Consider the following 23,221-nt stretch of genomic DNA (forward strand, 5'->3'; position numbering starts at 1 on the left):
ACACCCGGAGTGTTGTTGGGGAGTGCGAATCTTGCCGAAAAGTGAAAAATGCCGGGTTCCGCTCAGGGAGCGGAACCCGGCATCTTCAAGGCTCAGTCGCGGAGAGCGATCAGAGCAGGCCGTCCAGCGGCAGCGCGTCCGTGGCGGTGTGGGTCAGGTCCTCGAGCGGCTCGCCGACGATCGGACCCGCGACCGGCAGGTCGCTCGGGGCCGGCAGGTGCGAGACCACGTCGCCGACCGGGGCCAGCGGAGCAGCGTCGCCCAGCGGCAGGGCCGAGGTGACGTCCTCGACCGGCAGCGCGTCGGTGGGCAGCGCGGAGCCGAGGTCGTCGACCGGCAGCGCGGTGACGTCGCCACCGGCGACCGTGTCGGTCACGGAGCTGGCGAGGTCGCCGGCGACCGGGACGTTGGCCACCGCGTCGGTGACGCCGCCGAGGACGTCGCCCGCGACCGGCAGGTTGTTGACCAGGTCGCCACCCGCGGCACCACCGGCCACGTCGCCGACGACCGGGACGGAGCCCAGCGCGTCGGTGGCGGTGCCGGCGACCTCGCCGACGACCGGGACGTTGCCGACGGCGCCGGCCACGTCGCCCGAGGCGACGTCACCCAGGGCGTCGCCCACGAGCGGGACGTTCTGGCCGGCGTCGGTCAGCGTGCCCGCAACGCCGGCGGCGTCGCCCGAGGTCACGTCGCCCGCGACGTCGCCCACGACCGGGACGGAGCCGACGGTGCTGGTGGCGGTGGACAGGACGTCGCCCACGACCGGGACGCCGGCCACGACGCCCAGCGGGTCACCGCTGGTGGCGGCACCGGTGGCGGCACCGGCCAGGTCGCCCACGACCGGGACGTCGGCCACGGCGCCGGTCACGTTGCCCACGACGTCGCCGACGACCGGGGCCTCGGAGACGGTGTTGGTGAGGTCGCCGGCGATGCCGGTGACGTCGCCCGAGGTCACGTTGCCGACCACGTCGCCCACGACCGGGGCCTCGGAGACGGTCGAGGTCAGGTCGCCGGCGATGCCGGTGACGTCGCCCGAGGTCACGTTGCCCACGACGTCGCCCACGACCGGGGCGTCGCCCACGGCCTGGGTCACGTTGGCGGCCACGTCGCCGACGATCGGCGCGCTGTTGACCACGTCGGTGACGTTGCCGGAGGTCACGTCGCCCACCACGTCGGTGACGTTGCCCGAGGCGACGTCACCCACGACGTTGGTGGCGTTGCCGACCACGTCGACCGAGCCGTCGAAGACGTGGGTCGCCGTGCTGGTGACCGAGCCGACGGTCGAGGACAGGTCGAGGCTGTCGCCGATGTTGATGTTGTTGCCCGAAAGGATCTCGTTGCCCGAGAGCACGTCGTGCACGTTCACGACGTTGTGCGAGTCAACGTCGTTGTGCTCGATGTCGACGTTGGTGTCGCCGTTCGGAGCGGGAGCCGGGGCCGGGGCAGGCAGCTGGGCGTCGACGTCGCCGCCGGGGCCGAAGTCGTCAGAGGGGGTGTTCTGCAGCATGCTGAGTTCTTCCTGCTCGTGTGGATGTGCGGGATGCAATTCAGTGATCGCGACGTGCTGGGTGCTCGCGGCGAACTTCTCGACGCTGCTCGAAAGTGAGCGGTCGTACGCGTTGACCACCTCGACCGGCGCGTAGTCGAGGACCAGCGACGTGGCTTGAAGCACGTCCGTCGCGCTCATTTCCCCGAGTCCGACCTGGTCCAGCGTGGATTGCGGATCAGCGTCGAAGGCCGACCGTGCGGCCGGGTCGCTGACGAGGCGCGTGAGGAACTCGTGCAGCGTCGGTTCCGCGGGCAGGCCGGAGTTGGAGTGCGTCCCGGGGTCGGAGATGGGGGACTCGGCTTGACCGGAGGGGTGCTGAGGGTTCGCCATCGTCGGACCTCCCGATGCTCAGCGGTACTCGGCTAGGTGGACCGAGTGAGGTCGTGCCGTTCCCTCACTCCTGTGTTGATCACCGTAGGGATGACCCGCCCCCTAGCCATCGGGTACGACTCCTAGTCATCGAGATCTCTATTAGGGGATCGGTTGGGTAGCCCGTTGGGGGGTAGGGGGGGGGAGTCATGAACCGCTCCGTAATCGGATGCGGCTAAATTGTGTGCACCCCAGCCGTGCGCTAGACCCTCGATCGGGGAACCTGGCACTCGGCCAGCCGGTGATACGAAGGGATTGCATGCCTTACGTCCTGGGCGTTCACCTGGGCGCGACGGTAACGACCGCCGCGACCGCCAGGCGGAACGGTGGCCGCTGGACGCCCACGGCACCCGTGCCCCTGGCGACCAGCGGCCCGGTGGTGCCCACCGCGCTGTGCAAGGTCCAGGACGGATCTTTCGTGGCAGGGGAGGCCGCCGCCCGCCAGGAGGTCAGCCACCACGAGTGGGTCGCCCGCGGCTTCACCGGCCGGCTCGGCGACGACCTGCCGCTGGTGGTCGGCAGCGAGTTCGTCCCGGCCCAGCGCCTGGTCGCCGCGATGATCGAGTGGGTCTCCGACACCGTCACCCAGCGGCAGGGGCACCCGCCCGAGCACATCGCCATCGCCCACAGCTCCGCTTGGGGTCCCCACCGCGTGCACCTGGTCCAGCAGGCGTTGGCCCAGCTCGGCCTCACCGACGTCACGCTGATCCCCGAACCGAACGCCGTCGCCCTCGACTACGCGAGCAAGCAGCGCGTGGAGGAGCAGCACCCGCTCGTCGTCGCCAACATCGGCGGCAGCGGCTTCGACGCGACCGTGCTGCGCCGCCGCCAGCGGACGTTCGACGTGGTCGGCTCACCGCTGACCAGCGACCACCCCTCCGGCCAGGACCTCGACGACGCCCTGTTCGAGCTGGTCGGCGAGCAGTTCTCCACGCAGCTCGGCGCTCTGGACACCTCCGACGTCAACCAGCGGGCCGCGCTGGCCAAGCTGCGCGCCGAGTGCGTGCGGGCCAAGGAGGCGCTGTCGCACCAGGCCGGCGCGTCGATCTGGGTGGAGCTGCCCGGCGTCCGCACCGAGTTCGCGGTCTCCCGCGGCCGGTACGAGCAGCTGGCCCGCCCGCACCTGGAGCGGGTGCCCGAGCTGATCTCGCAGGCGGTGCAGTCGGCATCGCTGCGACCCGACGACGTCGACACCGTGCTCCTGGCAGGCGGAACCGCGCGCACCCCGCTGCTCAAGCAGTTGGTCTCCGACCGCCTGCAGTCCCCGCCGCTGGTCGACGTGGCGCCCGAGCTGACCGCCGCGAGCGGTGCCGCGCTGGCCGCGCAGCAGGTGCTGTCCACCGACACCGATCGGGGCGCGGTCGCGGAGACGAGCGTGCTGATGCGCGTCGAGGGGTTCGACGCCCTCGACGACATCGATGACGAACCCGAACCAGTCGAACGCCCGCCCATCGAGGTCGAGCCGCTGCCGATCGAACCGCCCGACGAGACGCGGGCGAAGCGCATGAAGATCATCAAGTTGGTGGTCGCGACGCTGCTGATCGCGGCGGGCATCGCGATCACCTTCATGACCAAGGACCACTCCATCACCGGCGTGGTGGATCTGTTCAAGTAGCTCCAGCGCCGCGAACTCGTTAACGGAACGGCATACCGCGCAACCTGATCCGACCTCGCCACCGTCAGCCCATTGATCAGGACCGCTAGACCCAGGTGACCGGACGACAAGGAAGGCAGGCGTGAATCACTCGACGACATCCCGCGCCGCCCTGGTCCCGGACGGGCACGCGGCAGGATTGCGGTCGGCCATCGAGTCCTCCCCGGATTCGCCGGTCGTGGCGGGGATCCAGGGTGCGGGCGGGTTCGGCAAGACCGCGTTGCTCGACGCGATCGCCGCCGCCTACCGCGAGGCGGGCGTGCCGGTGCTGAGCGCTCGGGACCTCGACAGGGCCGACGAAGGCGCGGTGCTCGTCGACGACGCGCACCGGCTCGACGACGAGCTGCTGCTGCGGCTCGCCGGCCTCGCCCGCAGGCCCGGCGTCCGGCTGCTGGTCGCCTACCGGCCGGGCCCCCGCAGCGCGGCCCTCGGTGAGCTGATCGGTGAGCTCGGAGCTCCCGTGCTGCTCGCCGCTCTCGGGCTGGAGGAGATCGCCGAGCGTGCCGGTGGCAGCGCGCTGGACTGGGTCGGGTGGGTGCAGACCCAGACCGGCGGAGTCCCGCGCTACGTGACCCGGCTGCTCGCCGAGGCGGTCCCCGGACGTGCCGAGCTGCCGGCTCGCGCGCTCGACCACTTCCAGCACGACCTGGACCAGCTCGGCGAGACCGGCTGGGCGTGCGCCACGGCGATGGCCGTCGGCGCCGCCGCGCACCCCGACCTGCTCGCGGCCGTGGTCGGTGCCGAGAGCGCGCAGGTCGGCGCGGTTCTGACCGCGATGCGGTCCGGCGCGATGCTCGGCGCCGAGGACGTGCTGCTGCCGATCGTGCGCGCCGCGGTGATCAGGTTGACTCCGTGGGAACTCCGGTTGCGCATCACGCGAAAACTGGTGGAAATCCAGCTCTCCCGGGGTGGCCCGGTGCTCCCGCTGGTCGCGCCGCTGCTGGAGGCGCCGATGGCTTTGCTGCCGGAAGCGACGCTGGCCAAGGCGTTCGAGCGCGCCGGTGACGAGGCCGTGCAGGTCGCCCCGAACCTGGCCGGGAAGCTGCTCGCGGCCGCGGTGTCGGCCGGTGTTCCGGCCGGCTCGGTGATCGCCCGCCAGGCCAGGGCGGCGGCCGTGTCCGGTGATCTGGACGAGGCGCTGCGGCTGGCGGACCGGGTGATCGTCGACGAGAACGCGCCGGACCGGGAACTGGGAGTCCAGGTCGCGGCCGGCGTGCTGGCCCACCGCGGGCTCCTGGAGCGCTCGGCGGAGCTGTGCCGCTGGTCGGCGGCGAAGCTGCGCTGGTCCGGGGACACGGCCTTCGCCGCCGTCGGTCTGATCGGTGCAGGCCGGCTGGCCGAGGCCGAGGAGCTGCTCCGGGCGGGCGACGACGCCGGGCCGCCGACCTCGATGACGGGTGCTGCCACCCAGATGGCCTCGGGCGTGCGCGAATCCGTCGCGGGCTCGGCCACCACCGCGCTGTCCACCCTGGTGCGCGCGGCGTCGCTGTCCGATCCGCTGGGGCGCGACGTCATGGTCCCCGACACCCCGGCGGCCGTCGCCGCGCTGGTGGCCCTGCACTGCGGCGAGCTCGACGTCGCGCAGTCCACGTTGGACCGCGCGGTGGAGACCGGGGCCGGCGGCGCCTTGCTGCACAACCGGCACCGGTTGCTCGCCGCGTGGCTCCCGCTGGTCAAGGGCGACACCGTCACCGCCCGCGCGAAGATCCCCGAGACCGGCGAGATGGCGGCCCGCGACCGGCTGATGGCGACCGCGATCGAGGCCGGGATCGCCAGCCGGGACAACGACATGGCCGCGCTGGCCAACGCCCGCGCCCAGGCCAGGCAGGTTGCCGCCGAGCACTCAGTGGACCTGTTCTCGCTGCTGCCCCTGGGCGAACTGGTGGTGGCGGCGGCCCGGTTGCGGGATCAGGAGTGGATCGCTCCCTACCTGAACGAGGCCGAGGCGTTGCTGGACCGGCTCGGCAATCCTCCACTGTGGACAGCGATGCTGGTGTGGAAGCGGTTGCAGGCGGCCATCGTCCTGGAGGAGATCGACGCCGCCCACGGCTTCGCCGACCGGCTCGACGCGTTCGCGCACCACAACGCGCTCGCCGGTGCGATGGCCGAGGCCGCCCGCATGTGGTTGCGGGTGCTCGGTGGCGAGGTCGACCAGGAGGAGGTCGAGCGCATCGCCCGCGGCCTCCACGGAGCCGGGCTGGCCTGGGACGGCGCTCGTCTAGCCGGGCAGGCCGCGATCCGCACCCAGGACCGCCGCGCCATGCTCGCGCTGCTGGAGTGCGCCCGCGCCCTGCAGGGCAAGCCGCCGCGCCCGCGCGCCGTCAACGCCTCCGGTTCCGACTCGGAGATCCTCAGCGAGCGCGAGAAGGAGGTGGCCGAGCTGGTGGTGGCGGGCCTGACCTACAAGCAGGTCGGGAAGCGCCTGTTCATCTCGGCCAAGACGGTCGAGCACCACATCAGCCGGATCAAGCAGCGTCTCGGCTCCACGAGCCGGGAAGACCTCCTCACCCGCCTCAGGGAACTCCTCACCCCACCACCGGACTGACCCACCCGAGCGCACACCTCAGGTGCCCACCGGCCGTTCCCGGTGGGGAGTTGCTCGGCAGGGGGCAGTTTTGGTCCGAACCGTCCATGATCAATGTCCCTTTTGCCCGGACAATTCGGACCAAAACTGCCCACGAGGCACCCGCCGACACCCCGCGAGGCATCGGCGGGCGCGGGGGAGGGTCAGACCTTGCGCAGGTCGAGGGCGGCCCTGACGGTGCCGACGATCTCGAAGAGGGCCTCCTCGAAGCGGGTCCCGACCGGGCGGATGTTGGTGAACCCGTGGATCAGGTCGGGGAAGCGCCGGGCCACGACGGGCACGCCCGCGTCCGACAGCGCCTTCGCGTAGGCCTCGCCCTCATCGCGCAGCGGATCGAACCCGCAGGTCACCACGTACGCGGTGGGCAGATCCGCGAGGTCGTCGGCGAGCAGCACCGACAGCCTCGGGTCGTTGCGGTGCGCCTCGTCCGGCGAGTACTGCGCCATGAACCAGTCCATGTCGTGGTCGGTGAGCAGGAACCCGTCACCGAACAGCTCCCGCGAGCGGCGCCGCCGGGTCGCGTCCACCGCCGGGTAGAGCAGCAGCTGCAACACCGGCTTCTGCCCGCCCGATCGGGTCGTCTGCTGCGCCACAGCCGCGGCGAGGTTGCCGCCCGCGGAGTCGCCGCCGACGGCGATCGCGTCGCCCGCGGAACCGAGCTCGGCGGCGTTGTCCACGGCGTAGGAGTAGGCCGCCAGCGCGTCGTCCAGCGCCGCGGGGAACGGGTGCTCCGGCGCCAGCCGGTAGTCCACCGACAGCACCCTGATCCCGGCGTGCTTGGCGAGGAATCGGCACAGGTCGTCGTGGCTGTCCAGGTCGCCGATCACCCAGCCGCCGCCGTGGTAGTAGACCAGCAGCGGACTCGTCTCGGTGAGGCCCTCGGGGCGGTAGAGGCGCGCGGGCAGAGTGCCGTCGCGGGTCGGGATGCTCCGTTCGGCGACCACCACGCCGGGCAGCGGAGCGCCCGAGGTGATCTTCGTCGCGTGGGTCATCCCGGCGCGGGCCTTCTCCGCCGTCGCGGCGGCCAGCCCGTTCTGGCCGGTGAGCTTCTGCAGCTTGAGCAGCAGTTGCGCGTCGAGCGCGAGTTCCTGGCCGTCGAGCTGGACCGGACGGCCGGCGATCAGTCGGCGAAGGGGCTGGGGAAGAGCGAAAACGGCGCGCATCGCGGCGCCTTCGAGCGTGGGTTGCAGCGCTTCGATGACGTTGGGCATGAGCGTGGCCTTCCCGGGAAGGTGGTGGACGTGTCTTACGTTACCCGCAAGTAGCCAAGTCGCCGATGCTCGCTCGCCGATCTTGACCTCCAGCGGACTGGAGGTTCTAGCGTTACCCCGCACAGGCGCAACGGGGGCGACAGATCCCAGGTTCGGGTGAAAGGATCGGCACATGACGGTGACCGTGGTGGGGGTCGGTGGCTCGGTCCGTCCCGACTCGCAGTCCGAGCGCGTGCTGCACGCCGCGCTGGAGGGCGCGAGGGAAGCGGGCGCGAAGGTCCGGGCGATCACCGGCGCTGACCTGGTGCTGCCGTTCTACGACCCGCACGTGACCGAGCGGACCGCCCAGGCGGCCGAGCTGGTCGAGGCCCTGCGCGCGGCCGACGGGGTGCTGATCGCCTCTCCCGGCTACCACGGGACGGTGTCCGGCCTGGTCAAGAACGCCCTCGACTACGTCGAAGACCTCCGCGGCGACGACCGGCCCTACCTGGACGGGCGAGCCGTCGGCTGCATCGGCGTCGCCTACGGCTGGCAGGCGACCGTGACCACGCTGCAGGCGCTGCGCTCGGTCGTGCACGCGCTGCGCGGCTGGCCGACGCCGCTGGGTGGAGCCGTCAACTCCGCGGAAACCCGCTTCGGGCCCGGAGGGGCCTGCGAGGACGAGAAGGTCGCCGCCACCTTGCGCACCATCGGGCGACAGGTGGTGGAGTTCACCGAGCAGCGGGTGTAATCACCCGAAGTGCGCGGGTACCTCCGGGCAAGCACCCTGAAGCGGGTCTGCACGTTTCTGAGGAGGTTGTGCGAACCCATGGCCCAGAAGAGCGCATCCAAGGCCGATTCGAAGAAGACCCCAGCGAAGAAGAGTTCTGCGAAGAACGCGGGGCCGATCACCAGTCCGCTCAACGACTCGGACAGCGACATCACCGGGCGGGCGTTGCAGGACACCCTGCTCGACCTGATCGATCTGCACCTGGTCGCCAAGCAGGCGCACTGGAACGTCGTGGGCAAGTTCTTCCGCGACGTCCACCTGCAGCTCGACGAGCTGGTCACCGCCGCTCGCGGATTCGCCGATGACGTCGCCGAGCGCGCCGTGACGATCGGCGTGTCCCCGGACGGGCGGGCCGCGACCGTCGCCAAGGGATCGGGCCTGCCGGACTTCCCGTCCGGGTGGCGCACCGATGGCCAGGTCATAGAGGCCGTCGTGGACTGCTTGGGCGAGGTCATCGCCCGGCTGCGCAAGCGCATCGACGAAACCGACAAGACCGACCTCGTCAGCCAGGACCTGCTCATCGCCATCGCCAGCGACTTGGAGAAGTCGCACTGGATGTGGCAGGCCCAGCTCGCGTGAGCGGGAAGGTGGGGAAGTTTTCATGAGAACTTCCCCACCTCACGCGTCAGCGGGCTCGCTCGTACTGCACCGGCCAGACGCTGTCGCCGCGAAGCCGGTCGGCGGCGTGGATCGGCCAGTGCGGGTCGCGCAGCAGCTCGCGGCCGAGCAGCACCGCGTCGGCCGAACCGGAGGCGACGATCTCCTCGGCCTGCTCGGGTGCGGTGATCAGGCCGACCGACGCCGTGGGGACCTCGGCGCCCAGCTTGATCTGCCGCGCGAACGGGACCTGGTAGCCCGAGCGCACCGGGATCTTCGCGTCCGGGATCGCACCGCCGGTCGACGCGTCGATCAGGTCGACCCCGTGCTGGGCCAGCAGGCGCGCGAGGCGCACGGAGTCGTCGCCGGTCCAGCCGCCCTCGGCCCAGTCGGTGGCCGACAGGCGGGCGAACAGCGGCTTGGACTCCGGCCAGACCTCGCGCACCGCGTCGGTGATCTCCAGCAGCAGGCGGACCCGGTTGTCGAAGTCTCCGCCGTAGTCGTCGGTGCGGTCGTTGACCAGCGGCGAGTAGAACTGGTGCGCCAGGTAGCCGTGCGCGAAGTGCAGCTCGATGACGTCGAAGTCGGCCTCGTCGGCGCGGCGCGCGGCGGCGGCGAACCGGCCGGGCAGCTCGCCGATCTCCTCGGTGGTGAGGGCGCGGGGCGCGGTCAGGTCGCCGAAGGCGTTCGCGGTGGAGCTGACGGTCTGCCAGCCGCCCTGGGACTCGTCGACGCTGGTGCCGCCGTCCCACGGCCGCCCGGTGGAGGCCTTGCGCCCGGCGTGCGCGAGCTGGATGCCGGTGGCGGCGCCCTGGGCGTGCACGAAGTCGTTGATCCGGCGCCAGGCCGCGACCTGCTCGTCGTTGTAGATGCCGGTGTCGTTCGGGCTGATGCGGCCTTCCGGCACGACGCCCGAGGCCTCGGCGATGACCAGGCCGGCGCCACCGATGGCGAACTGGCCCAGGTGCACCAGGTGCCAGTCGTTGGGCACGCCGTCGGTGGCCGAGTACTGGCACATCGGCGAGACCCAGGCGCGGTTGCGGACGGTCAGATCACGCAGCTTGATCGGTTCGAAGAGGTGGCTCACACCTGGAACGACAGCCGCTCGGAACGACTTATTCCGGCCCCGGAGGGAGACGGGTGCCACTGAGTCCCAGTTTTAGGGGTCGTTGCAGAATCACCTTGCTTGGCGGTGCGGGTAGCGGAACCTCACACGCCGTCTGGACTCCGTGCGCCACTCCTGATGTATGCCAATACACGGCGTCGCGGCGTACTCGCCAGACGACGTGTGAGAAATCCCCGCAGGGGAAGGCCACAGCGGTGCCAGCTGAGTCCCACACCTGAAGCAACGGCTCCGCCGCATTCTGAAACGACCCCTTAGTCCAAACCGAGCCGACATTTCGGGCACGGAGGGTCCTCGGTTTGGACTAAAACTGGGACGTGGTGCCGTCGCCCCTAGCCGAGACCGACCGCGCGGCGGGCGAAGTCGATCTCGGTCGCGACCTGTCGCAGCGTCTCCGCGACGACCAGTGATCCGTGCCCCGCGTCGTAGCGGTAGAACTCGAACGGGATCTCCCGCGCGCCCAGCCGGTCCAGGTAGTTGAGGATCTGCTGGATCGGGCAGCGCGGGTCGTTGTCACCGGCCAGCACCAGGACGGGCGCGCGGACCTGATCGACGTAGGTGATCGGCGAGGCCTTGTCGTAGACCTCCGGGATCTCCTCCGGGGCGCCGCCGAACAGCGCCCGGTCGTAGGCGCGCAGCGGCTCCATCTCGTCCGCGAACGCCGAGACGTAGTCGGCCACCGGAACGCCGGCGACACCGCCCGCCCAGCGCTCCGGCTGGGTGCCCAGCGCCAGCAGCGTCAGGTAGCCGCCCCACGACGCGCCCGCGACGGCGCTCAGCGCGGGAGTGGTCAGCCCGGTTTCGAGCGCCCAGTCGTGCACCCGGGCGACGTCTTCCAGCTCGGTGGTGCCGGGACGCCCCTCGATCGCGTCCCGCCACGCCGACCCGTACCCGGTGGAGCCCCGGTAGTTGATCTCCACGACGGCGAAGCCCGCGTCCAGCCAGGCTGCGCGGTAGGCGGAGAACCGGTCCTCGTCGGCCGCGTGCGGGCCGCCGTGCAGGCTGAAGACGGTCGGCATCGGGCCGTCCCCGGCGCCTTCCGGCCGCGCGACCAGCGCGTGCACCGACTCGTTCGGGCCGTACGGGACCTCGACGAACACGTCCTCCACGGCCTCCGTGCCGGGCGGCCGCTCGCCGGGAGGGGTGAGCAGCACCCGATCCTCGCCGGTCGCCGAGACGGTGCGCACCAGCGACGGGGTGGCGGCCGAGGACCACACGTACTCCACCGCGTGGTCGGGTCGCACGGATGCCCCCGCGACCGTGCCCGGAGGGGTGGCGAGCCCGGTGAGCTCGCCGGACTCCAGGTCGTAGCGGTGCATGGTGGTGCGTGCGTGCTGGGTGTGCGCGATGAGCAGCGCCTCGCCGTCGGGGAACCAGTCCGCGGAGACCTCGCCCGGCAAGTCCAGCCGGATCTCGGTCTCGGTGTCGGTGACGACGTCCCAGATCAGCAGTTCTTCCTTGCCGCGGCGCTCGTGCAGCACCAGCAGCCGGGGATCGCCCGCGACCGGCGCGAACGACAGCGCGTCCAGGGCCTTGCCGGAGCCGTCCCACTTCTCGGCGACGGCGGAGCGGTCGGTGCGCAGCACCCGCAGCGCGGGGTGCCGGGAGTCGCCGTGCTCGGAGTGCGAGATGACGAGCATGGTCTCGTCCCAGGACATCGCGGCGAGCCCGCCGTCCTGCTCGTGCTCGTAGAGCACCTCGGGCGCGCCGCCGTCGCGCGACACCCACACCGTGACGCCGTCGTCGGTGGACATGCCGAGCGCGGTCACCGAGCTGCCGAGCTCCAGCCCCGCCGGGTATCCGGGGTGGGTACCGGGCATCGCGGGTTCGGCGCTGCCGGACTCGAACGGTTCCGCGATCCAGCTGCCGAACTCGTCGCCGTCGGTGTCGTCGAACCACCAGATCTTGTCGCCGGCGACCGAGAGCGTCCCGTGGAACGTCCCCTGTGGACGATCGGTGACCTGGCGGTGCTCGTCGGAATCGCGGTCCCAGGCGTAGATCTCCCAGGTTCCGCTGTAGTTCGACACGTACAGGCTGCGCTGCGGTGCGTCCCGGGCCCAGTCGGGCAGGGACACGCGCGGAGCCGTGAACCGCGCGCGCCACCGGGCCTCGCGCTCCGGGTCGTCGAACAGGGTGCTGGGGATCTTCGCCTCGGGATAGCTGCTCACGCCCCCGATACTGCCCGATCGTGTCGGTCGGTGCGCGCACCCGGTGTGATCAGCGCTTCTTGCTCCTGGCCCGGTAGGCGGCGACGGCGTTCCGGTTGGCGCAGGCGGTGCTGCAGAAGCGGCGGGAGCGGTTGCGGGTGAGGTCGAGGACGACGCCTTCGCAGTTCTCGTCGGCGCACACCGACAGCCGCGACATCTCGTCGAGCCGCACCAGGTCGACCATCGCCATCGCGGCCTCCACGGTCACGCGGCGGGCCACCGAGGCGCCGGAGCCGACCGCGTGCAGGTGCCAGTCCTCGCCCCCGTGCCGCACGAGCTGGGGGAGGGCGTCGGCCTCGGTGAGCATGTCGTTGACCAGGTGCGCCGCGCGGTCGCGGTCGGTGGTGAACAGGTCGCGCAGGACCGGGCGCAGGGCGCGGAGCTCGTCCAGCTCGGCCTCGTCGCGGTCGCGTCGCCCGGTGAAGCGGTGCTCCGCGTACCAGGCGTCGACGGCTTGCACGGTGGTCAGCGCGTCGGGCTCGCCCGCGGTGTTGACCAGCGCGACGGCCGCTTGCAGCGCCCCCTCCGTGTCATGGCCAAAAATCATGTTGACATATTACATGGCCGTCCATAGCGTCATCTGCCATGACTCGGTTGGCAAATGACAGCGCTGGTGTGCGCGCTGCCCCGGGGCTCGGTGGCGGACTGCTGCTCGCGTTGCTCTCGGCGGGCTCGTTCGGGATGGCGGGTGCGCTCGCGCGCGGTCTGCTCGAAGCCGGGTGGAGCCCGGGAGCGGTCGTGCTGGTGCGGCTCAGCGTCGGCGCGCTGACGCTGCTGCCGTTCGCGCTCCTCGCGCTGCGCGGCAGGTGGTGGCTGCTGCGTGCGCAGGTCCGGCCGGTGCTCGTCTACGGCGTGCTCGGCTTGGCGGGCACCCAGTTCTGCTACTTCTCGGCGGTCGGCACGATGGACGTGGCGCCGGCGCTGCTCATCGAGTTCACCGCCCCGGTGGCCATCGTCGGCTGGCTGTGGCTGCGGCGAGGTCAGCGACCTCGGCCGCTGACCGTCCTCGGGGCCTGCTCGGCCATCGCGGGACTGGTGTTCGCGCTGGACCTGGCTTCGGGCGCTGAGGTCGCGTGGTCGGGTGCGGCGTGGGCGTTCGCCGCGATGATCGGCAACGCCGCCTACTTCCTGGTCTCCGGCGAGACCGACGGGGCCCTCCCGCCGATCACCCTCGCGGGTGCCGGTCTGACCGTCGCCGCGCTCTCCCTGGCACTGCTGGGAGCGGTCGGAATCCTGCCGATGCGCGCGACTTCCGATCCCGTCGTCTACGCGATCGGCGAAACCCCTTGGTGGGCACCGCTGCTCGTGATCGGTGTGGTCTCAGGCGCGATCGCCTACGCGACGGGCACGTCCGCGACCCGCCGCCTCGGTTCCCGGCTGGCCTCCTTCGTGGCCCTCGTCGAGGTCGTCACGAGCGCGCTGTTCGCCTGGTTCCTCGTGGACCAGCAGCCCGGCCCGGCGGTGGCCCTCGGCGGAGTCCTGATCATCATCGGCGTCGTCCTCGTCCGCACGGCGGACCGGGAACCCGTCTGATCAGCGTCGTCGCACCTCGAACAGGAAGCACCCGAACCCGACCGCGCGAACGTGCACGGCTGCCACGGCCGGGTCCAGGAGCAGGTCGGACGCAGTCCGTTCGGCGACACCGGTGTTCCCGTCGAGCAGGCATCCGCCGAGGATCCGGCCCTCGGCCGAGTAGCTGCGCAGGACCCGTCGCGTTCCGCGCAGCGGTTCCGGCCACCCGGGTTCGTCCGGGCCGGGGCAGGCCGGGCGTGGATGAAGACCGGCCCGACCTCGTCGTAGGCGCGGGGTTGCGCGCCCCACCGCCGCAGCGGGGCGTAGCTCACCAGCGCGATGCGCTCACCGGGACGACTCCGCCGCAGGCAGCAGCGCAGCGGTGCGTCCTCGGTCTCGTCGACGTACGACTCCCTCCGGTGGCCTGCGTCGTCGACGTCGCGCAGCGCGTCGAGCACGTCCGGGGCGATGGGCAGCACGTGGAAGTCCATGCACCGATCGTGGACTGGGGGAGCGTTCGGTTCCGGCGGGAATCGGCCATCGCCGTCAGGGGTTCCGCTGGGCGATCGCGGCGGAGAGCGTCGTGGCGAACGCCGACCACGCCACGTACGGCACGAGAGTCGCCGCGGCTCCCGGGCTCACCTTGGCGGTGCGCGCGACCAGGTCGGCCGAGCTCGCGGTCAGCAGCGCGGCCTCGGCGGTGGCGGCGCGGGGGTTCTTCGCTCCCCAGAAGATCCAGGGCCACGCGGCGTTGAGAGCCAGGTTCGCGGCGAGCGCCCTGGCGTAGCCCGAACGTTCGGGCAGCCGCGACAGCGCGACGGCCGAGGTGACCGCGATGTCGACGTACAGCGCCGTCCAGACCGGCCCGAACGCCTGAGGAGGCGGTTGCCAGTCGGGTGTGCGGAGCCGCCGGAACCAGGTTCCCCCGGCGTCCACGCCGCTAGCGCCGATGAGCGCCGTCGCGACGACCGCGGCGCTGGTGCAGGCCAGAAACTTCCCTCGCATGGCGCCGATTGTCACCCCGCGACCGGCGACGCGCCCGGATCAGTCGGGACGGCTCACGGCCATCTTGGCGGCGAACACGCCCAGCAGCGTGCCGGACGCCGGCTGAGCCCCACACCTGAGGTAACGGCTCCGCCGCATTCTGGAACGACTCCTTGCCGAGCCGCGCTGCCGCCGATCAGCTCTGGCTGGTCGCGTCGGTCATGAACGGGGTCCGGAGCGGGCGCAGGGCGTCCTCGTCCCGGGCCGGCCGGTGGTCGGCTTCGGGAGCCTCCTGGGGCGTCACGGGGTCGAGGAACACCACGGGCGCCACCGGAGCCTCGGTGTGCCCGGCGGACACCGCGTGCTGCGTCGGGATGCCGGCGCGAATCTCGTTGTCGTTCCTGGGGGGAGTGAAAGTTGTCATGTGAACTTCCTTTCGAAGGAGGGGAAGTCCGCGTGTGTGCGCGGTGGTTCCCGGTGTGCCGCCGGTGGCGGCGTGGTTCAGTCGGCGTCGGTGAGGAGCACGTGACCTCCGCCGTAGGCGGCGAGCTGGTCGTGCGCGCGGTCGATCGCGTCCTGCTCGGTGCCGATGATCCGCGCGGTGTGCTGACCTTCGGCGTCGGTGATCAGCCAGGCGTCCTCGGCCAGGGTCCGCGCGACGTGGCGCGAGTACTGCATCGAATCGGCGCGGTGCCCCGCCGTTCGCTCGTCCGATGTGGACTCGGTGGACGGGGTCGTGTTCGGGTCTTCTTCAGCCCGCATCGGGCTCCAATGCACGTAGGCGGCGGCCTGGCGCGACGCGAAAGCGTTGCGGCTTCAGGCGGAACGAGGTTCCCCGGGAACCAGGACCCGCGTGTGCGGGCGGCTCGACCGGAGGGGAGAGGAAGTGGTGTCGCAGCAGCTGTGTCGTCGGGCGCCGGGTGGCGGCGTCGTCGCGGCGAGCGCGCTGCTCCAGGCGGATCGCTCGGCACGCCTCGACCGCACCGGGGGTGCGGGAGCTGTACCGGGCGGGGCCGCGGGTCCCGGCCCGCGCGAGGCGCGGGCCGGGGCGAAGCTCAGCGGGGTCTCAGACCACGCGAACCGAGTCGGCCTGCGGGCCCTTGGGGCCCTGGCTGACGTCGTAGGTGACCTGCTGGTCCTCTTCAAGGGTGCGGAATCCGGCCGCGTCGATGGCCGAGTAGTGCACGAACACGTCCGGGCCACCCTCGTTGGGCGCGATGAAACCGAAGCCCTTCTCCGAGTTGAACCACTTCACGGTTCCCTGTGCCATGTCAATCTCCTTCAGGAGCTGGGGGTATGACGGGCATCCGCACCGCGCGGAGGCCCGGGCCGTGGGGATCTCAGACGGCGGCTAACTCCAGCTACGACCAAAGAAAGAAGCTCGCCCGCATCAACATCCTGCGAGCATGTGACAACACGAACCCAGAAATTCAACGACCGGCACCCACTCTACACGCCACACCACATCCGTCCAGCTCCGTTGACGGAGCGCCGCGTTCGATGCGGGGAACGCGGCGACCGGCCTACCCTGATCAGGATGCGGCCAGCGGGAGTCCGGGAACCTGCAGCGTCGGCTACTTCGAGCCGGCGGAAGAACGGGATCTGCTCGTGGACATGCGCAACGTCCGCATCCGCTACGAGGACCGAGCGACCGCGCATATCTCGATGACGAGATCCGCCGCACGCTCAGCGCATGGCAACAGACCTACCGCAACAACAGGAGCTGACCCGCAGGCGAAGGGCTGCGATACCGCGTCAGGACGCGGGTTCGGCGGCTTTGAGCAGGCCGGTTTCCAGGTGGCAGCCGAGGTATTCGAAGTGCTGTTCATCGGCTGCGGCGACGGTGACTTCGTGGTGGAGGCGCAAGCGCGCGGCCGGGCCGAGGGTGGACATGTGCCGGATCGCTGCGCCGAAGATGGCTTTGTGGGTCGGGTGCTCGCGGGCCCAGTCGTCGAGTTCGGTCATGCTGTGCCACCAGCTCATGCCGAAGCTCTTGTCGAGAGCGGTTCCGTCGTCATCGAGGACGCGCAGGTAGCGGTTGTCGTAGCAGCCGATGGTGCGCCCGTCGTCGCGCAGGAAATCCATTCCGGCGCGAAGTGTGGGCTCGATGTCGTCGAGGTACATGCGCCGCTCGTCGCCGTCGGCGTCGCTCCAGTCCTGGCCCGAGCGGATGAGGCAGATGTTGTGCTGGGGGCGAATTCGTCGCCGGACGCCGTCATGGATGACGGCGGGCGGCTCGCCGGGTGCGAGCGGATCCGTTTGAGCCAGCGGCATGCGGTCACGCGCTCCGCCCCAGTACTCGTGCTCGGTCACCTCGCCGCTGAACCCGTCCGCGACGAGTGCGACGCCCTCGGGACGGTCGTTCGAGAACAGCGTCTCGAACCTCGTCGTCGCCGGACGCACGGCTTCGATGAAGAAGCCGGCGTCGGGGCTCGCGCGGTGGTCACCGAGCCACATCTCGCGGGCGGCGGGAAACCATCGGTCGTAGGAGTCGGGCTGATCCCAGTAGGCGATCGCGATGACCGTCGTGCAGCCCTTCTCGTCGACGTAGCCGGCTCGGTCCACGTGCCGGGGGCCGTCGGTGAGCTCGAAGGCAGCGGCGAGATCGCTCAGCGCCGCGCGGACGGCCGCGGGCCGCTCGGCCGCCCGGTGCTGAACCCCGAGGTAAGCCATGGCCACGTGGGTGACCGAGGGCGCGAACCGGGCCACGAAGCCGGGGTGGGGCGGCTGCCAACCCGGTGGGAGCGCGGCGGGCTGCGTGCGCTCGGTCGCCAGGTGCTGCGGTATCGCCGACTCCATCGTGCCTACCTCCGGTCAGGCCCAGCACTGGTGCGGCTCCGCGGGCGACCGAGAAGCTGGGCCAGGGCCAACGTGCATGTCGATCAACGAGCGGACACAGCCGAGTATCGAGCTCGCACGGCGAAAGATCCAGACAACGGGCGATGGCAGCAGTCGGCGCGCGCCGAGTGGCGCTGCACCGGAACATCTCCCGGAATGACTCCCAAACGGGGTCCCCCGGACATGGAAAAGGGCCTGGCCGGAACTCCTTGCGGAGTCCTGACCAGGCCCTTTGCCTTGTCGGGGTGGCGGGATTTGAACCCACGACCTCTTCGACCCGAACGAAGCGCGCTTCCAAGCTGCGCCACACCCCGATCTTCAGCTCTGAGGCATCTCGGGTGCTCGCCTCAGCGCTGGATACAGCTTAGCGGATGCTCTCGCCCGCTCCGTACGGGGCCCTGATTTCCGCGTTTTCCCTGCTCGTAGCGGGCTTCTCGGTCCTCGGTAGCAAGGTCAGCAGCGTGGCCTCCGGGGGGCACGCGAAGCGGACCGGGGCGTACGGCGAAGTGCCCAGGCCGGCCGAGACGTGCAGGTGCATCCTCTCGCCCCAGGTCGACGCGCCGCGGCAGCGGGCGCGGTCCAGCTCGCAGTTGGTCGTCAGCGCGCCGTAGCCCGGGACCCGCAGCTGGCCGCCGTGCGTGTGCCCGGCCATCACCAGGTCGTAGCCGTCCTCGGCGAAGCAGTCCAGCACCCGCGGCTCGGGCGAGTGCGTGATGCCGAGCTTGAGCCCGGCGTCGGCCGGCGGCTGTCCCGCGATCTCCTCGTAGCGGTCCAGGTGCAGGTGCGGGTCGTCGAGGCCCGCGACGTGGACCTTCGTGCCGTTGACGTCGATGTCGTGGCGGCGGTGCGTGGCGTCCAGCCAGCCGTGCTCGGTCATCGCCGCGCGCAGGTCCCGCCACGGCAGCGGCTCGCCGTGGATGCGCTTCGTCTTCGTCGACGGCAGCAGGTAGCGGGCCGGGTTCTTCGGCTTCGGGCCGTAGTAGTCGTTGCTGCCGAAGATGAAGACGCCGGGCTTGCTCAGCAGCGGCCCCATCGCGCGCAGCGCCGCGGGCACCGCCTGCGGGTGGGCCAGGTTGTCGCCGGTGTTGACCACGAAATCCGGGTCGAGGTCGGCGAGCTCGGCGACCCAGCGCTGCTTCGACCGCTGGTTCGGCGTCATGTGCAGATCAGAGATGTGCAGCACCCGCAGCGGGGGCGTGCCCTCGGTGAGGGCCGGAACCGTGGCCTGGCGCAACGTCCAGTGCCGTCGCTCGATCGCCGCCGAGTAGGTGAGCGTCGCGGCGCCGACCGCGCCCGTGCTGAGCAGAATCCGCCCGAACTTGTTCACCTTCACAAGCCTACGTCTCGACCGGGGTCGGTGGCCCGCCACCCGCGCGCCTGGCGCGATAATCACCGCATGGCTGAGCTCAAGGAGAAGCTGCGGGCGGACCTGTCCGCAGCGATGAAGCAACGCGACACCGCCGTCACCGGAGTCCTGCGCATGGCGCTGGCCGCAGTCGGCAAGGAGGAGGTGTCCGGCAAGCAGCAGCGGGAGCTCTCCGACGACGAGATCCTCAAGGTGCTCGGCAAGGAGGCCAAGAAGCGCGACGAGGCCGCTGAGGCGTTCCGCTCGGCAGGTCGCGACGAGCAGGCCGACTCCGAGGTGTCCGAGGCCGAGATCCTGCGCCGCTACCTGCCCGCGCAGCTCTCCGACGACGAGCTGTCCGCGCTGGTCACCGAGGCCATCGCCGAGGTCGAGGCCGAGCTGGGCGAGCGTCCCGGCATGAAGCAGATGGGCCAGGTCATGAAGGCCGCCAACGCCAAGGCCGCGGGCCGCGCCGAAGGCGGCAAGGTCGCCGGCGCCGTCAAGGCCCAGCTCCAGGCCTGACGAGGCCGCCTTCTCGAATCTCGGGCGAAGTCCTGCGGAAGTGCGGACTCGAATTTCGCGCGAAGTTCGGAAGGCGTCTCCCGCTCGGGGTGGTGCGCTCAGTCGTCGGGGGTGTTCTGACGCCAGTAGGCGAGGGCGTAGAGGTGGCGGCGGTCCAGGCCGAGCTCGTTCTGGCAGTGCTCGCGCAGGTGGTGGACCGCGTCGGCTTCCGCGCCGATCCAGACGTAGGGGTCCTGGCCCGGCTCCGCGCTGCGGAGGGCGTCCAGGAGGAGTCCGCTCTGGCCCGCCGGGACGCCGTCGCGGTGGAGCCAGTGCCAGGTGACCTCGGCGGCCGACTCGGTCTCCAGCTGCTCGGCCTCGTCGGCGATCTCGGCGAAGACGCGCACGCGGGCTTCGGCGGGCAGCTCCTCGAGGATCGCGCCGATCGCGGGCAGCGCCGTCTCGTCGCCGATCAGCACGAGCGGGTCCGCCTCCGCCGGAGGCCGGTAGGCGGGGCTGGGGCCGACGGTGACGATCTGATCGCCGGGTGCGGCCTCCGCAGCCCACTCGCTGCCCGGACCGTCGTGGTCGTGGACCACGAAGTCGATCGCCAGCTCCAGGCGCTCGGCGTCGAACCACCGGACCGTGTAGGTGCGCTGCCGGGGCTGCTCGTCTCGGGGGAGGGCGAAGACCTCCTCGCGGGTGCGGCCCAGCGGCATCGGCTTGCCGGGCTGCGGCAGGCAGAGCTTGATCCGCTGATCGCTGCCGTTGCTGACGAAGTCGGCCAGCTCGTCACCGCCGAGGACCACCCGCACCATGCGCGGAGTGATCCGCTCGGTCGACCGCACCTGCACCAGCCGGTAGCGGGACCGAGCACGTCGGGTGCTCGCCTGCGCTCTCGTCACGCAGGCGAGTCTAGGAAGCACCCGACAGGCCCGGTCACCGGCCCGGTGGTGACCCCGGTTGGCCGCCCGGCTGCTGGCCCGGCGGGACCTCCGGAGGACCGGGCTGGTCCGGCTGCTGCCCCGGAGGCTGACCGGCGACGGGCGGCGGAGCCTCCGGACGCGGGCGCTCCGGCGACGGCGGCGGGACGTAACCGGTGCTCACCGACAGCGTCACCGTCTCGCCGGGCAGCGCGAACCCGCGCGGCGTCTGGCTGGTCACCGAGCCCTTCTTGCGCTGGCTGTTGACCGAGCGCTCCACGACCTTGTAGCCGGCTTCCTCCAGGCGCTGCTTGGCCTTGTCGCTGGCCAGGCCGACGACGTTGGGCACCTGGAACTCGTCGCCGCCGTTCTCGTACCGGTCGGTCGTCTCCGGGAGCGGTTCGACCGGCAGGCCCTCGTGGATCACCTTCATCGCGTTGAACCAGGTCCGCGCCGGGACCTTGCCGCCGTAGATGTTGCCGCCGTTGGCCCCGCAGAGCGTCGGCGGATCCGAGTCGCAGATGCCCTGCGGCGAGGTGCCGTCGCTGAAGGTCAGGACCGAACCGGCGTACTGCGGTGTCGCGCCGAGGAACCCGGCCGACTGGTGCGCTTCGGTGGTACCGGTCTTGGACGCCACCGGACGGCTCCAGCCCGCTCCGCTGGCCGCCTGCTCCGCCGTGCCGCCGCCCTGGTCGTCCTTGCTCATGCCGATCGCCATCGCGTTGGCCAGCGGCTCGTCGACGGCTTGCTCGCACGGCTCCTCGGTGATCGACACCGGGTTGCCGTTGCGGTCCAGGATCTGCTCGATCGGCGTCGGCGGGCACCAGGTGCCGCCGCTCATGATCGTGGCGCCGACGTTGCTCAGCTCCAGCGGGCTGGTCGGGGCGAACCCGAGCGTGAACGCACCGATGTTCTTCTGCTTGACGTCCTCGGCCTGCGGCAACCCGCCGGAGTTGTTGGGCGTGACCGCGTCGCCTGCCGAGGTGTTGTGCAGCAGCGTCTGCCGCATGCCCAGCCGGACCGCCATGTCGACCGTCGGGTCCAGCCCGACCCGCTCCTGCAGAGCCACGAACGCGGTGTTCGGCGAGGTCGCGAGCGCCTTCTGCAGGGTCCGCGGCCCGGGTGCGACGCCTTCCGCGTTGCCGACCGTGTAGGGCTTCGAGCCGTTGCGGTAGACCTGCGAGGTGTAGGAACCGGGCGACTGGATCGTGTTGTAGATCCCCATGCCCTTCTCCAGCGCCGCCGCCGCGGTGAACACCTTGTAGATCGAACCGGCGCCGAACTTCGCGATGCCGCTGGGCAGCGCGTAGGACGTCTGGCCCTTCGAGGCGTCGATGCCGAAGTCGCGGTTGGCGACCAGCGCTCGCACGCGGTGCTTGTCCTTGCCGGGCTCGACGACGCTCATCACGTTCGCGATGCCCTTGGTCGTCTTCGGCACGCCGCGCTCGGCGGCCTCCTTGGCGGCGTCGGTGGCGTGCTTGTCCATCGAGGTGCGGATCGTGTAACCGCCCGACTTGAGCTGCTCCTCGGTGAACCCGGCGCGTTCCAGGTAGTCGATGACGTAGCGGCAGAAGAACCCGTCGGACGGTCCCGCGCCGACGCAGCCGTTGGGGATGTTCTGCAGCGGGTCGATCAGGCCGAGCGGTGCGTTGCGGGCTTCGTCGGCGGCCTCCGGGGTGATCCGGCGCTGGTCCTGCATCGCCTGGATCACCAGGTTGCGCCGGTTGATCGCCTCGTCGGGACTCGTCTCCGGGTTCAGCGCGCTGGGGCTGTTGACCATGCCCGCGAGCAGCGCCGACTGCGCGATCGTCAGCTTGTCCGGCGTTGTGCCGAAGTAGGTGCGCGCGGCAGCGGAGATCCCGTACGCCTGGTTGCCGTAGGGCACGACGTTGAGGTACCGGGCGAGGATCTGCTCCTTGTTGATCTGCTTCTCGACCTGCAGCGCGATGCGGATCTCCCGCAGCTTGCGGCCCGGGGTCTGCTCGATCGCCTTGGCCTGCTTGACCGGGTCGTCGGCTGCGACGACGTGCACCAGGTAGTTCTTCACGTACTGCTGGGTGAGCGTGGAGCCGCCCTGCGCGATCTCGCCGGACATCTGGTTGGTCACGGCGGCGCGCGCGGTCCCCGCCCAGTCCACGCCCTGGTGGTCGAAGAACCGGCGGTCCTCGATGGCCACGATCGCCGCCTTCATGGTGTCGGCGATCTGGTCCGGAGCGGCCGGCGTCCTGTCTTGGTTGAACAGGTAGGCGATCGGCCGCCCGTCCTTGTCTGTGATGGTCGTCACAAGGGGCGGTTCTTTGGTCATCATGTCCGTGGAAATGCTGTTCACGGCGTCTCCGGCGCGGTTGGAAACCACTCCGAGTGACCCCGCTGCCGGGAAGAGCAATCCCGCGACCAGCACCCCAGCCAGCACACACAGACCGAAAAGCTTCAACAAGCCGTCTCGGGCACGCACTCCGCCAGCCTAAAACGTACACGCGCTGTGACGGTCTGTTACGGCCGAAGTCCAACCGATGTAGTGAGTGTGAAAGATAACGGGACGACAACCGTCGGTTGGTTGTGGAACCGCTGGGCTCTACAGTCCGTCTACGTCCAGCGACAGCACTGCTGCGGTTCGGCTCCCGACTTCCGAACCGCGGCATCCGGTGCCGGGGGGCTCCGGACGAAATACAGTCGCCGACGATCCAGTGAGGAGCTGGGGGAACTCTATGTTCGAGCAGGGGGACTGGCGGGTAACCGCCGCGTGTCGAGACCAGAACCCGGATCAATTGTTCGTCCGCGGGGCTGAGCAGCGCAAAGCACGAATGGTTTGTTTTGGCTGCCCAGTGCGGACGGAGTGCCTCAGCGAGGCGCTCGACAACAAGATCGAATTCGGCGTGTGGGGTGGAATGACCGAACGCGAGCGCCGGGCGCTGCTGCGCCGACGTCCGGACGTTCGTAACTGGCGCGAATTGCTTGAGGCAGCGCGTCAGGATTACTCCGATATCGCCGAGTTTCAGGTGAGCTGATCCCCGAGAAATGATCAGGCCGGGTGTTGAACGTTGAAAACGTTAAT

The 23,221-nt window shown here is 70.7% G+C and carries 20 protein-coding genes, 1 tRNA gene and 1 pseudogene; 7 read left to right on the forward strand and 15 right to left on the reverse strand.

Translation table 11 applies throughout. From position 1 onward, the window contains the following. Positions 1 to 109: 109 nt before the first annotated feature. The gene (locus ACYVF3_RS04485) at positions 110 to 1,879 is read right to left on the reverse strand and encodes an IniB N-terminal domain-containing protein (protein ID WP_461152981.1); all 1,770 of its coding nucleotides are present in this window, start codon (positions 1,877 to 1,879) and stop codon (positions 110 to 112) included. 298 nt (positions 1,880 to 2,177) lie between these two features. Between ACYVF3_RS04485 and ACYVF3_RS04490 the strand changes: the two genes are divergently transcribed. Both ACYVF3_RS04490 and ACYVF3_RS04495 read left to right on the forward strand, forming a co-directional pair. Beyond that, positions 2,178 to 3,533 (forward strand): Hsp70 family protein, encoded by a 1,356-nt coding sequence (locus ACYVF3_RS04490; protein WP_461152982.1) that lies wholly within the window; start codon positions 2,178 to 2,180, stop codon positions 3,531 to 3,533. Positions 3,534 to 3,654: 121 nt separating this feature from the next. Next, complete coding sequence (locus ACYVF3_RS04495; protein ID WP_461152983.1) at positions 3,655 to 6,117, forward strand: helix-turn-helix transcriptional regulator; 2,463 nt, start codon at positions 3,655 to 3,657, stop codon at positions 6,115 to 6,117. A 182-nt stretch (positions 6,118 to 6,299) separates the two neighbouring features. Here ACYVF3_RS04495 and ACYVF3_RS04500 read toward each other — a convergent pair whose 3' ends face one another. Next, positions 6,300 to 7,367 (reverse strand): alpha/beta hydrolase, encoded by a 1,068-nt coding sequence (locus tag ACYVF3_RS04500; protein ID WP_461152984.1) that lies wholly within the window; start codon positions 7,365 to 7,367, stop codon positions 6,300 to 6,302. Between the two features lie 172 nt (positions 7,368 to 7,539). Between ACYVF3_RS04500 and ACYVF3_RS04505 the strand changes: the two genes are divergently transcribed. Both ACYVF3_RS04505 and ACYVF3_RS04510 read left to right on the forward strand, forming a co-directional pair. Further along, positions 7,540 to 8,097: an NADPH-dependent FMN reductase gene (locus ACYVF3_RS04505; RefSeq protein WP_461152985.1), complete on the forward strand. Its 558-nt coding sequence runs from the start codon at positions 7,540 to 7,542 to the stop codon at positions 8,095 to 8,097. A gap of 78 nt (positions 8,098 to 8,175) precedes the next feature. Continuing rightward, complete coding sequence (locus ACYVF3_RS04510) at positions 8,176 to 8,715, forward strand: Dps family protein (RefSeq protein ID WP_461152986.1); 540 nt, start codon at positions 8,176 to 8,178, stop codon at positions 8,713 to 8,715. Between the two features lie 46 nt (positions 8,716 to 8,761). On the opposite strand, the gene ACYVF3_RS04515 is transcribed toward ACYVF3_RS04510, so the two are convergent. The 3 genes from ACYVF3_RS04515 to ACYVF3_RS04525 form a co-directional block, all read right to left on the reverse strand. After that, a complete protein-coding gene (locus ACYVF3_RS04515; RefSeq protein ID WP_461152987.1) occupies positions 8,762 to 9,820 on the reverse strand; it encodes an NADH:flavin oxidoreductase/NADH oxidase in 1,059 nt (352 codons plus the stop codon). A 368-nt stretch (positions 9,821 to 10,188) separates the two neighbouring features. After that, a complete protein-coding gene (locus tag ACYVF3_RS04520; protein WP_461152988.1) occupies positions 10,189 to 12,024 on the reverse strand; it encodes a S9 family peptidase in 1,836 nt (611 codons plus the stop codon). Between the two features lie 49 nt (positions 12,025 to 12,073). Further along, positions 12,074 to 12,610, reverse strand: coding sequence for a CGNR zinc finger domain-containing protein (locus tag ACYVF3_RS04525; RefSeq protein WP_461152989.1), 537 nt, complete (start codon positions 12,608 to 12,610; stop codon positions 12,074 to 12,076). A gap of 38 nt (positions 12,611 to 12,648) precedes the next feature. Here ACYVF3_RS04525 and ACYVF3_RS04530 point away from each other — a divergent pair, with 38 nt between their 5' ends. Beyond that, positions 12,649 to 13,596, forward strand: coding sequence for an EamA family transporter (locus ACYVF3_RS04530; RefSeq protein WP_461152990.1), 948 nt, complete (start codon positions 12,649 to 12,651; stop codon positions 13,594 to 13,596). On the opposite strand, the pseudogene ACYVF3_RS04535 reads toward ACYVF3_RS04530, so the two are convergent. The 8 genes and pseudogenes from ACYVF3_RS04535 to ACYVF3_RS04570 all read right to left on the reverse strand — a co-directional run bounded on the left by ACYVF3_RS04535 (position 13,597) and on the right by ACYVF3_RS04570 (position 18,724). Beyond that, a pseudogene (locus tag ACYVF3_RS04535) lies at positions 13,597 to 14,066 on the reverse strand (DUF1203 domain-containing protein). A gap of 55 nt (positions 14,067 to 14,121) precedes the next feature. Continuing rightward, positions 14,122 to 14,580, reverse strand: coding sequence for a TspO/MBR family protein (locus ACYVF3_RS04540; protein ID WP_461152991.1), 459 nt, complete (start codon positions 14,578 to 14,580; stop codon positions 14,122 to 14,124). A 175-nt stretch (positions 14,581 to 14,755) separates the two neighbouring features. Next, positions 14,756 to 14,983: a hypothetical protein gene (locus tag ACYVF3_RS04545; protein WP_461152992.1), complete on the reverse strand. Its 228-nt coding sequence runs from the start codon at positions 14,981 to 14,983 to the stop codon at positions 14,756 to 14,758. 77 nt (positions 14,984 to 15,060) lie between these two features. Then, positions 15,061 to 15,321 carry a hypothetical protein gene (locus ACYVF3_RS04550; RefSeq protein ID WP_461152993.1) on the reverse strand — a complete coding sequence of 87 codons (261 nt, stop codon included), beginning with the start codon at positions 15,319 to 15,321 and terminating at the stop codon, positions 15,061 to 15,063. A gap of 304 nt (positions 15,322 to 15,625) precedes the next feature. Beyond that, positions 15,626 to 15,829, reverse strand: a complete 204-nt coding sequence (locus ACYVF3_RS04555) for a cold-shock protein (protein ID WP_145740133.1) — start codon at positions 15,827 to 15,829, stop codon at positions 15,626 to 15,628. 485 nt (positions 15,830 to 16,314) lie between these two features. Then, positions 16,315 to 17,358, reverse strand: coding sequence for a phenylacetaldoxime dehydratase family protein (locus ACYVF3_RS04560; RefSeq protein WP_461152994.1), 1,044 nt, complete (start codon positions 17,356 to 17,358; stop codon positions 16,315 to 16,317). A 279-nt stretch (positions 17,359 to 17,637) separates the two neighbouring features. Beyond that, a tRNA-Pro gene (locus ACYVF3_RS04565) sits at positions 17,638 to 17,711 on the reverse strand. Positions 17,712 to 17,761: 50 nt separating this feature from the next. Beyond that, on the reverse strand, positions 17,762 to 18,724 hold the full coding sequence (locus ACYVF3_RS04570; RefSeq protein WP_461152995.1) for a metallophosphoesterase: 963 nt from the start codon (positions 18,722 to 18,724) through the stop codon (positions 17,762 to 17,764). 69 nt (positions 18,725 to 18,793) lie between these two features. On the opposite strand from ACYVF3_RS04570, the gene ACYVF3_RS04575 reads away from it, so the two are divergent. Continuing rightward, positions 18,794 to 19,264 carry a GatB/YqeY domain-containing protein gene (locus ACYVF3_RS04575; protein ID WP_461152996.1) on the forward strand — a complete coding sequence of 157 codons (471 nt, stop codon included), beginning with the start codon at positions 18,794 to 18,796 and terminating at the stop codon, positions 19,262 to 19,264. A gap of 98 nt (positions 19,265 to 19,362) precedes the next feature. Here the strand turns inward: ACYVF3_RS04575 and ACYVF3_RS04580 are convergent, their stop codons facing one another. Further along, on the reverse strand, positions 19,363 to 20,148 hold the full coding sequence (locus tag ACYVF3_RS04580) for a siderophore-interacting protein (protein ID WP_461152997.1): 786 nt from the start codon (positions 20,146 to 20,148) through the stop codon (positions 19,363 to 19,365). Positions 20,149 to 20,182: 34 nt separating this feature from the next. Beyond that, on the reverse strand, positions 20,183 to 22,450 hold the full coding sequence (locus tag ACYVF3_RS04585; protein ID WP_461152998.1) for a transglycosylase domain-containing protein: 2,268 nt from the start codon (positions 22,448 to 22,450) through the stop codon (positions 20,183 to 20,185). A 424-nt stretch (positions 22,451 to 22,874) separates the two neighbouring features. On the opposite strand from ACYVF3_RS04585, the gene ACYVF3_RS04590 reads away from it, so the two are divergent. Continuing rightward, positions 22,875 to 23,174, forward strand: coding sequence for a WhiB family transcriptional regulator (locus ACYVF3_RS04590; protein ID WP_145740121.1), 300 nt, complete (start codon positions 22,875 to 22,877; stop codon positions 23,172 to 23,174). Positions 23,175 to 23,221 lie beyond the last annotated feature (47 nt).

Source organism: Saccharopolyspora tripterygii (assembly GCF_054778355.1).

Bases quoted from the DNA above. Each gene is read 5' to 3' on its own strand.
- ACYVF3_RS04560 (WP_461152994.1), bottom strand. From the start codon at position 17,358: ATGGAGTCGGCGATACCGCAGCACCTGGCGACCGAGCGCACGCAGCCC.
- ACYVF3_RS04540 (WP_461152991.1), bottom strand. From the start codon at position 14,580: ATGCGAGGGAAGTTTCTGGCCTGCACCAGCGCCGCGGTCGTCGCGACG.
- ACYVF3_RS04590 (WP_145740121.1), top strand. From the start codon at position 22,875: ATGTTCGAGCAGGGGGACTGGCGGGTAACCGCCGCGTGTCGAGACCAG.
- ACYVF3_RS04575 (WP_461152996.1), top strand. From the start codon at position 18,794: ATGGCTGAGCTCAAGGAGAAGCTGCGGGCGGACCTGTCCGCAGCGATG.
- ACYVF3_RS04525 (WP_461152989.1), bottom strand. From the start codon at position 12,610: ATGATTTTTGGCCATGACACGGAGGGGGCGCTGCAAGCGGCCGTCGCG.
- ACYVF3_RS04500 (WP_461152984.1), bottom strand. From the start codon at position 7,367: ATGCCCAACGTCATCGAAGCGCTGCAACCCACGCTCGAAGGCGCCGCG.
- ACYVF3_RS04485 (WP_461152981.1), bottom strand. From the start codon at position 1,879: ATGGCGAACCCTCAGCACCCCTCCGGTCAAGCCGAGTCCCCCATCTCC.
- ACYVF3_RS04510 (WP_461152986.1), top strand. From the start codon at position 8,176: ATGGCCCAGAAGAGCGCATCCAAGGCCGATTCGAAGAAGACCCCAGCG.
- ACYVF3_RS04545 (WP_461152992.1), bottom strand. From the start codon at position 14,983: ATGACAACTTTCACTCCCCCCAGGAACGACAACGAGATTCGCGCCGGC.
- ACYVF3_RS04505 (WP_461152985.1), top strand. From the start codon at position 7,540: ATGACGGTGACCGTGGTGGGGGTCGGTGGCTCGGTCCGTCCCGACTCG.
- ACYVF3_RS04530 (WP_461152990.1), top strand. From the start codon at position 12,649: ATGACTCGGTTGGCAAATGACAGCGCTGGTGTGCGCGCTGCCCCGGGG.
- ACYVF3_RS04490 (WP_461152982.1), top strand. From the start codon at position 2,178: ATGCCTTACGTCCTGGGCGTTCACCTGGGCGCGACGGTAACGACCGCC.
- ACYVF3_RS04555 (WP_145740133.1), bottom strand. From the start codon at position 15,829: ATGGCACAGGGAACCGTGAAGTGGTTCAACTCGGAGAAGGGCTTCGGT.
- ACYVF3_RS04550 (WP_461152993.1), bottom strand. From the start codon at position 15,321: ATGCGGGCTGAAGAAGACCCGAACACGACCCCGTCCACCGAGTCCACA.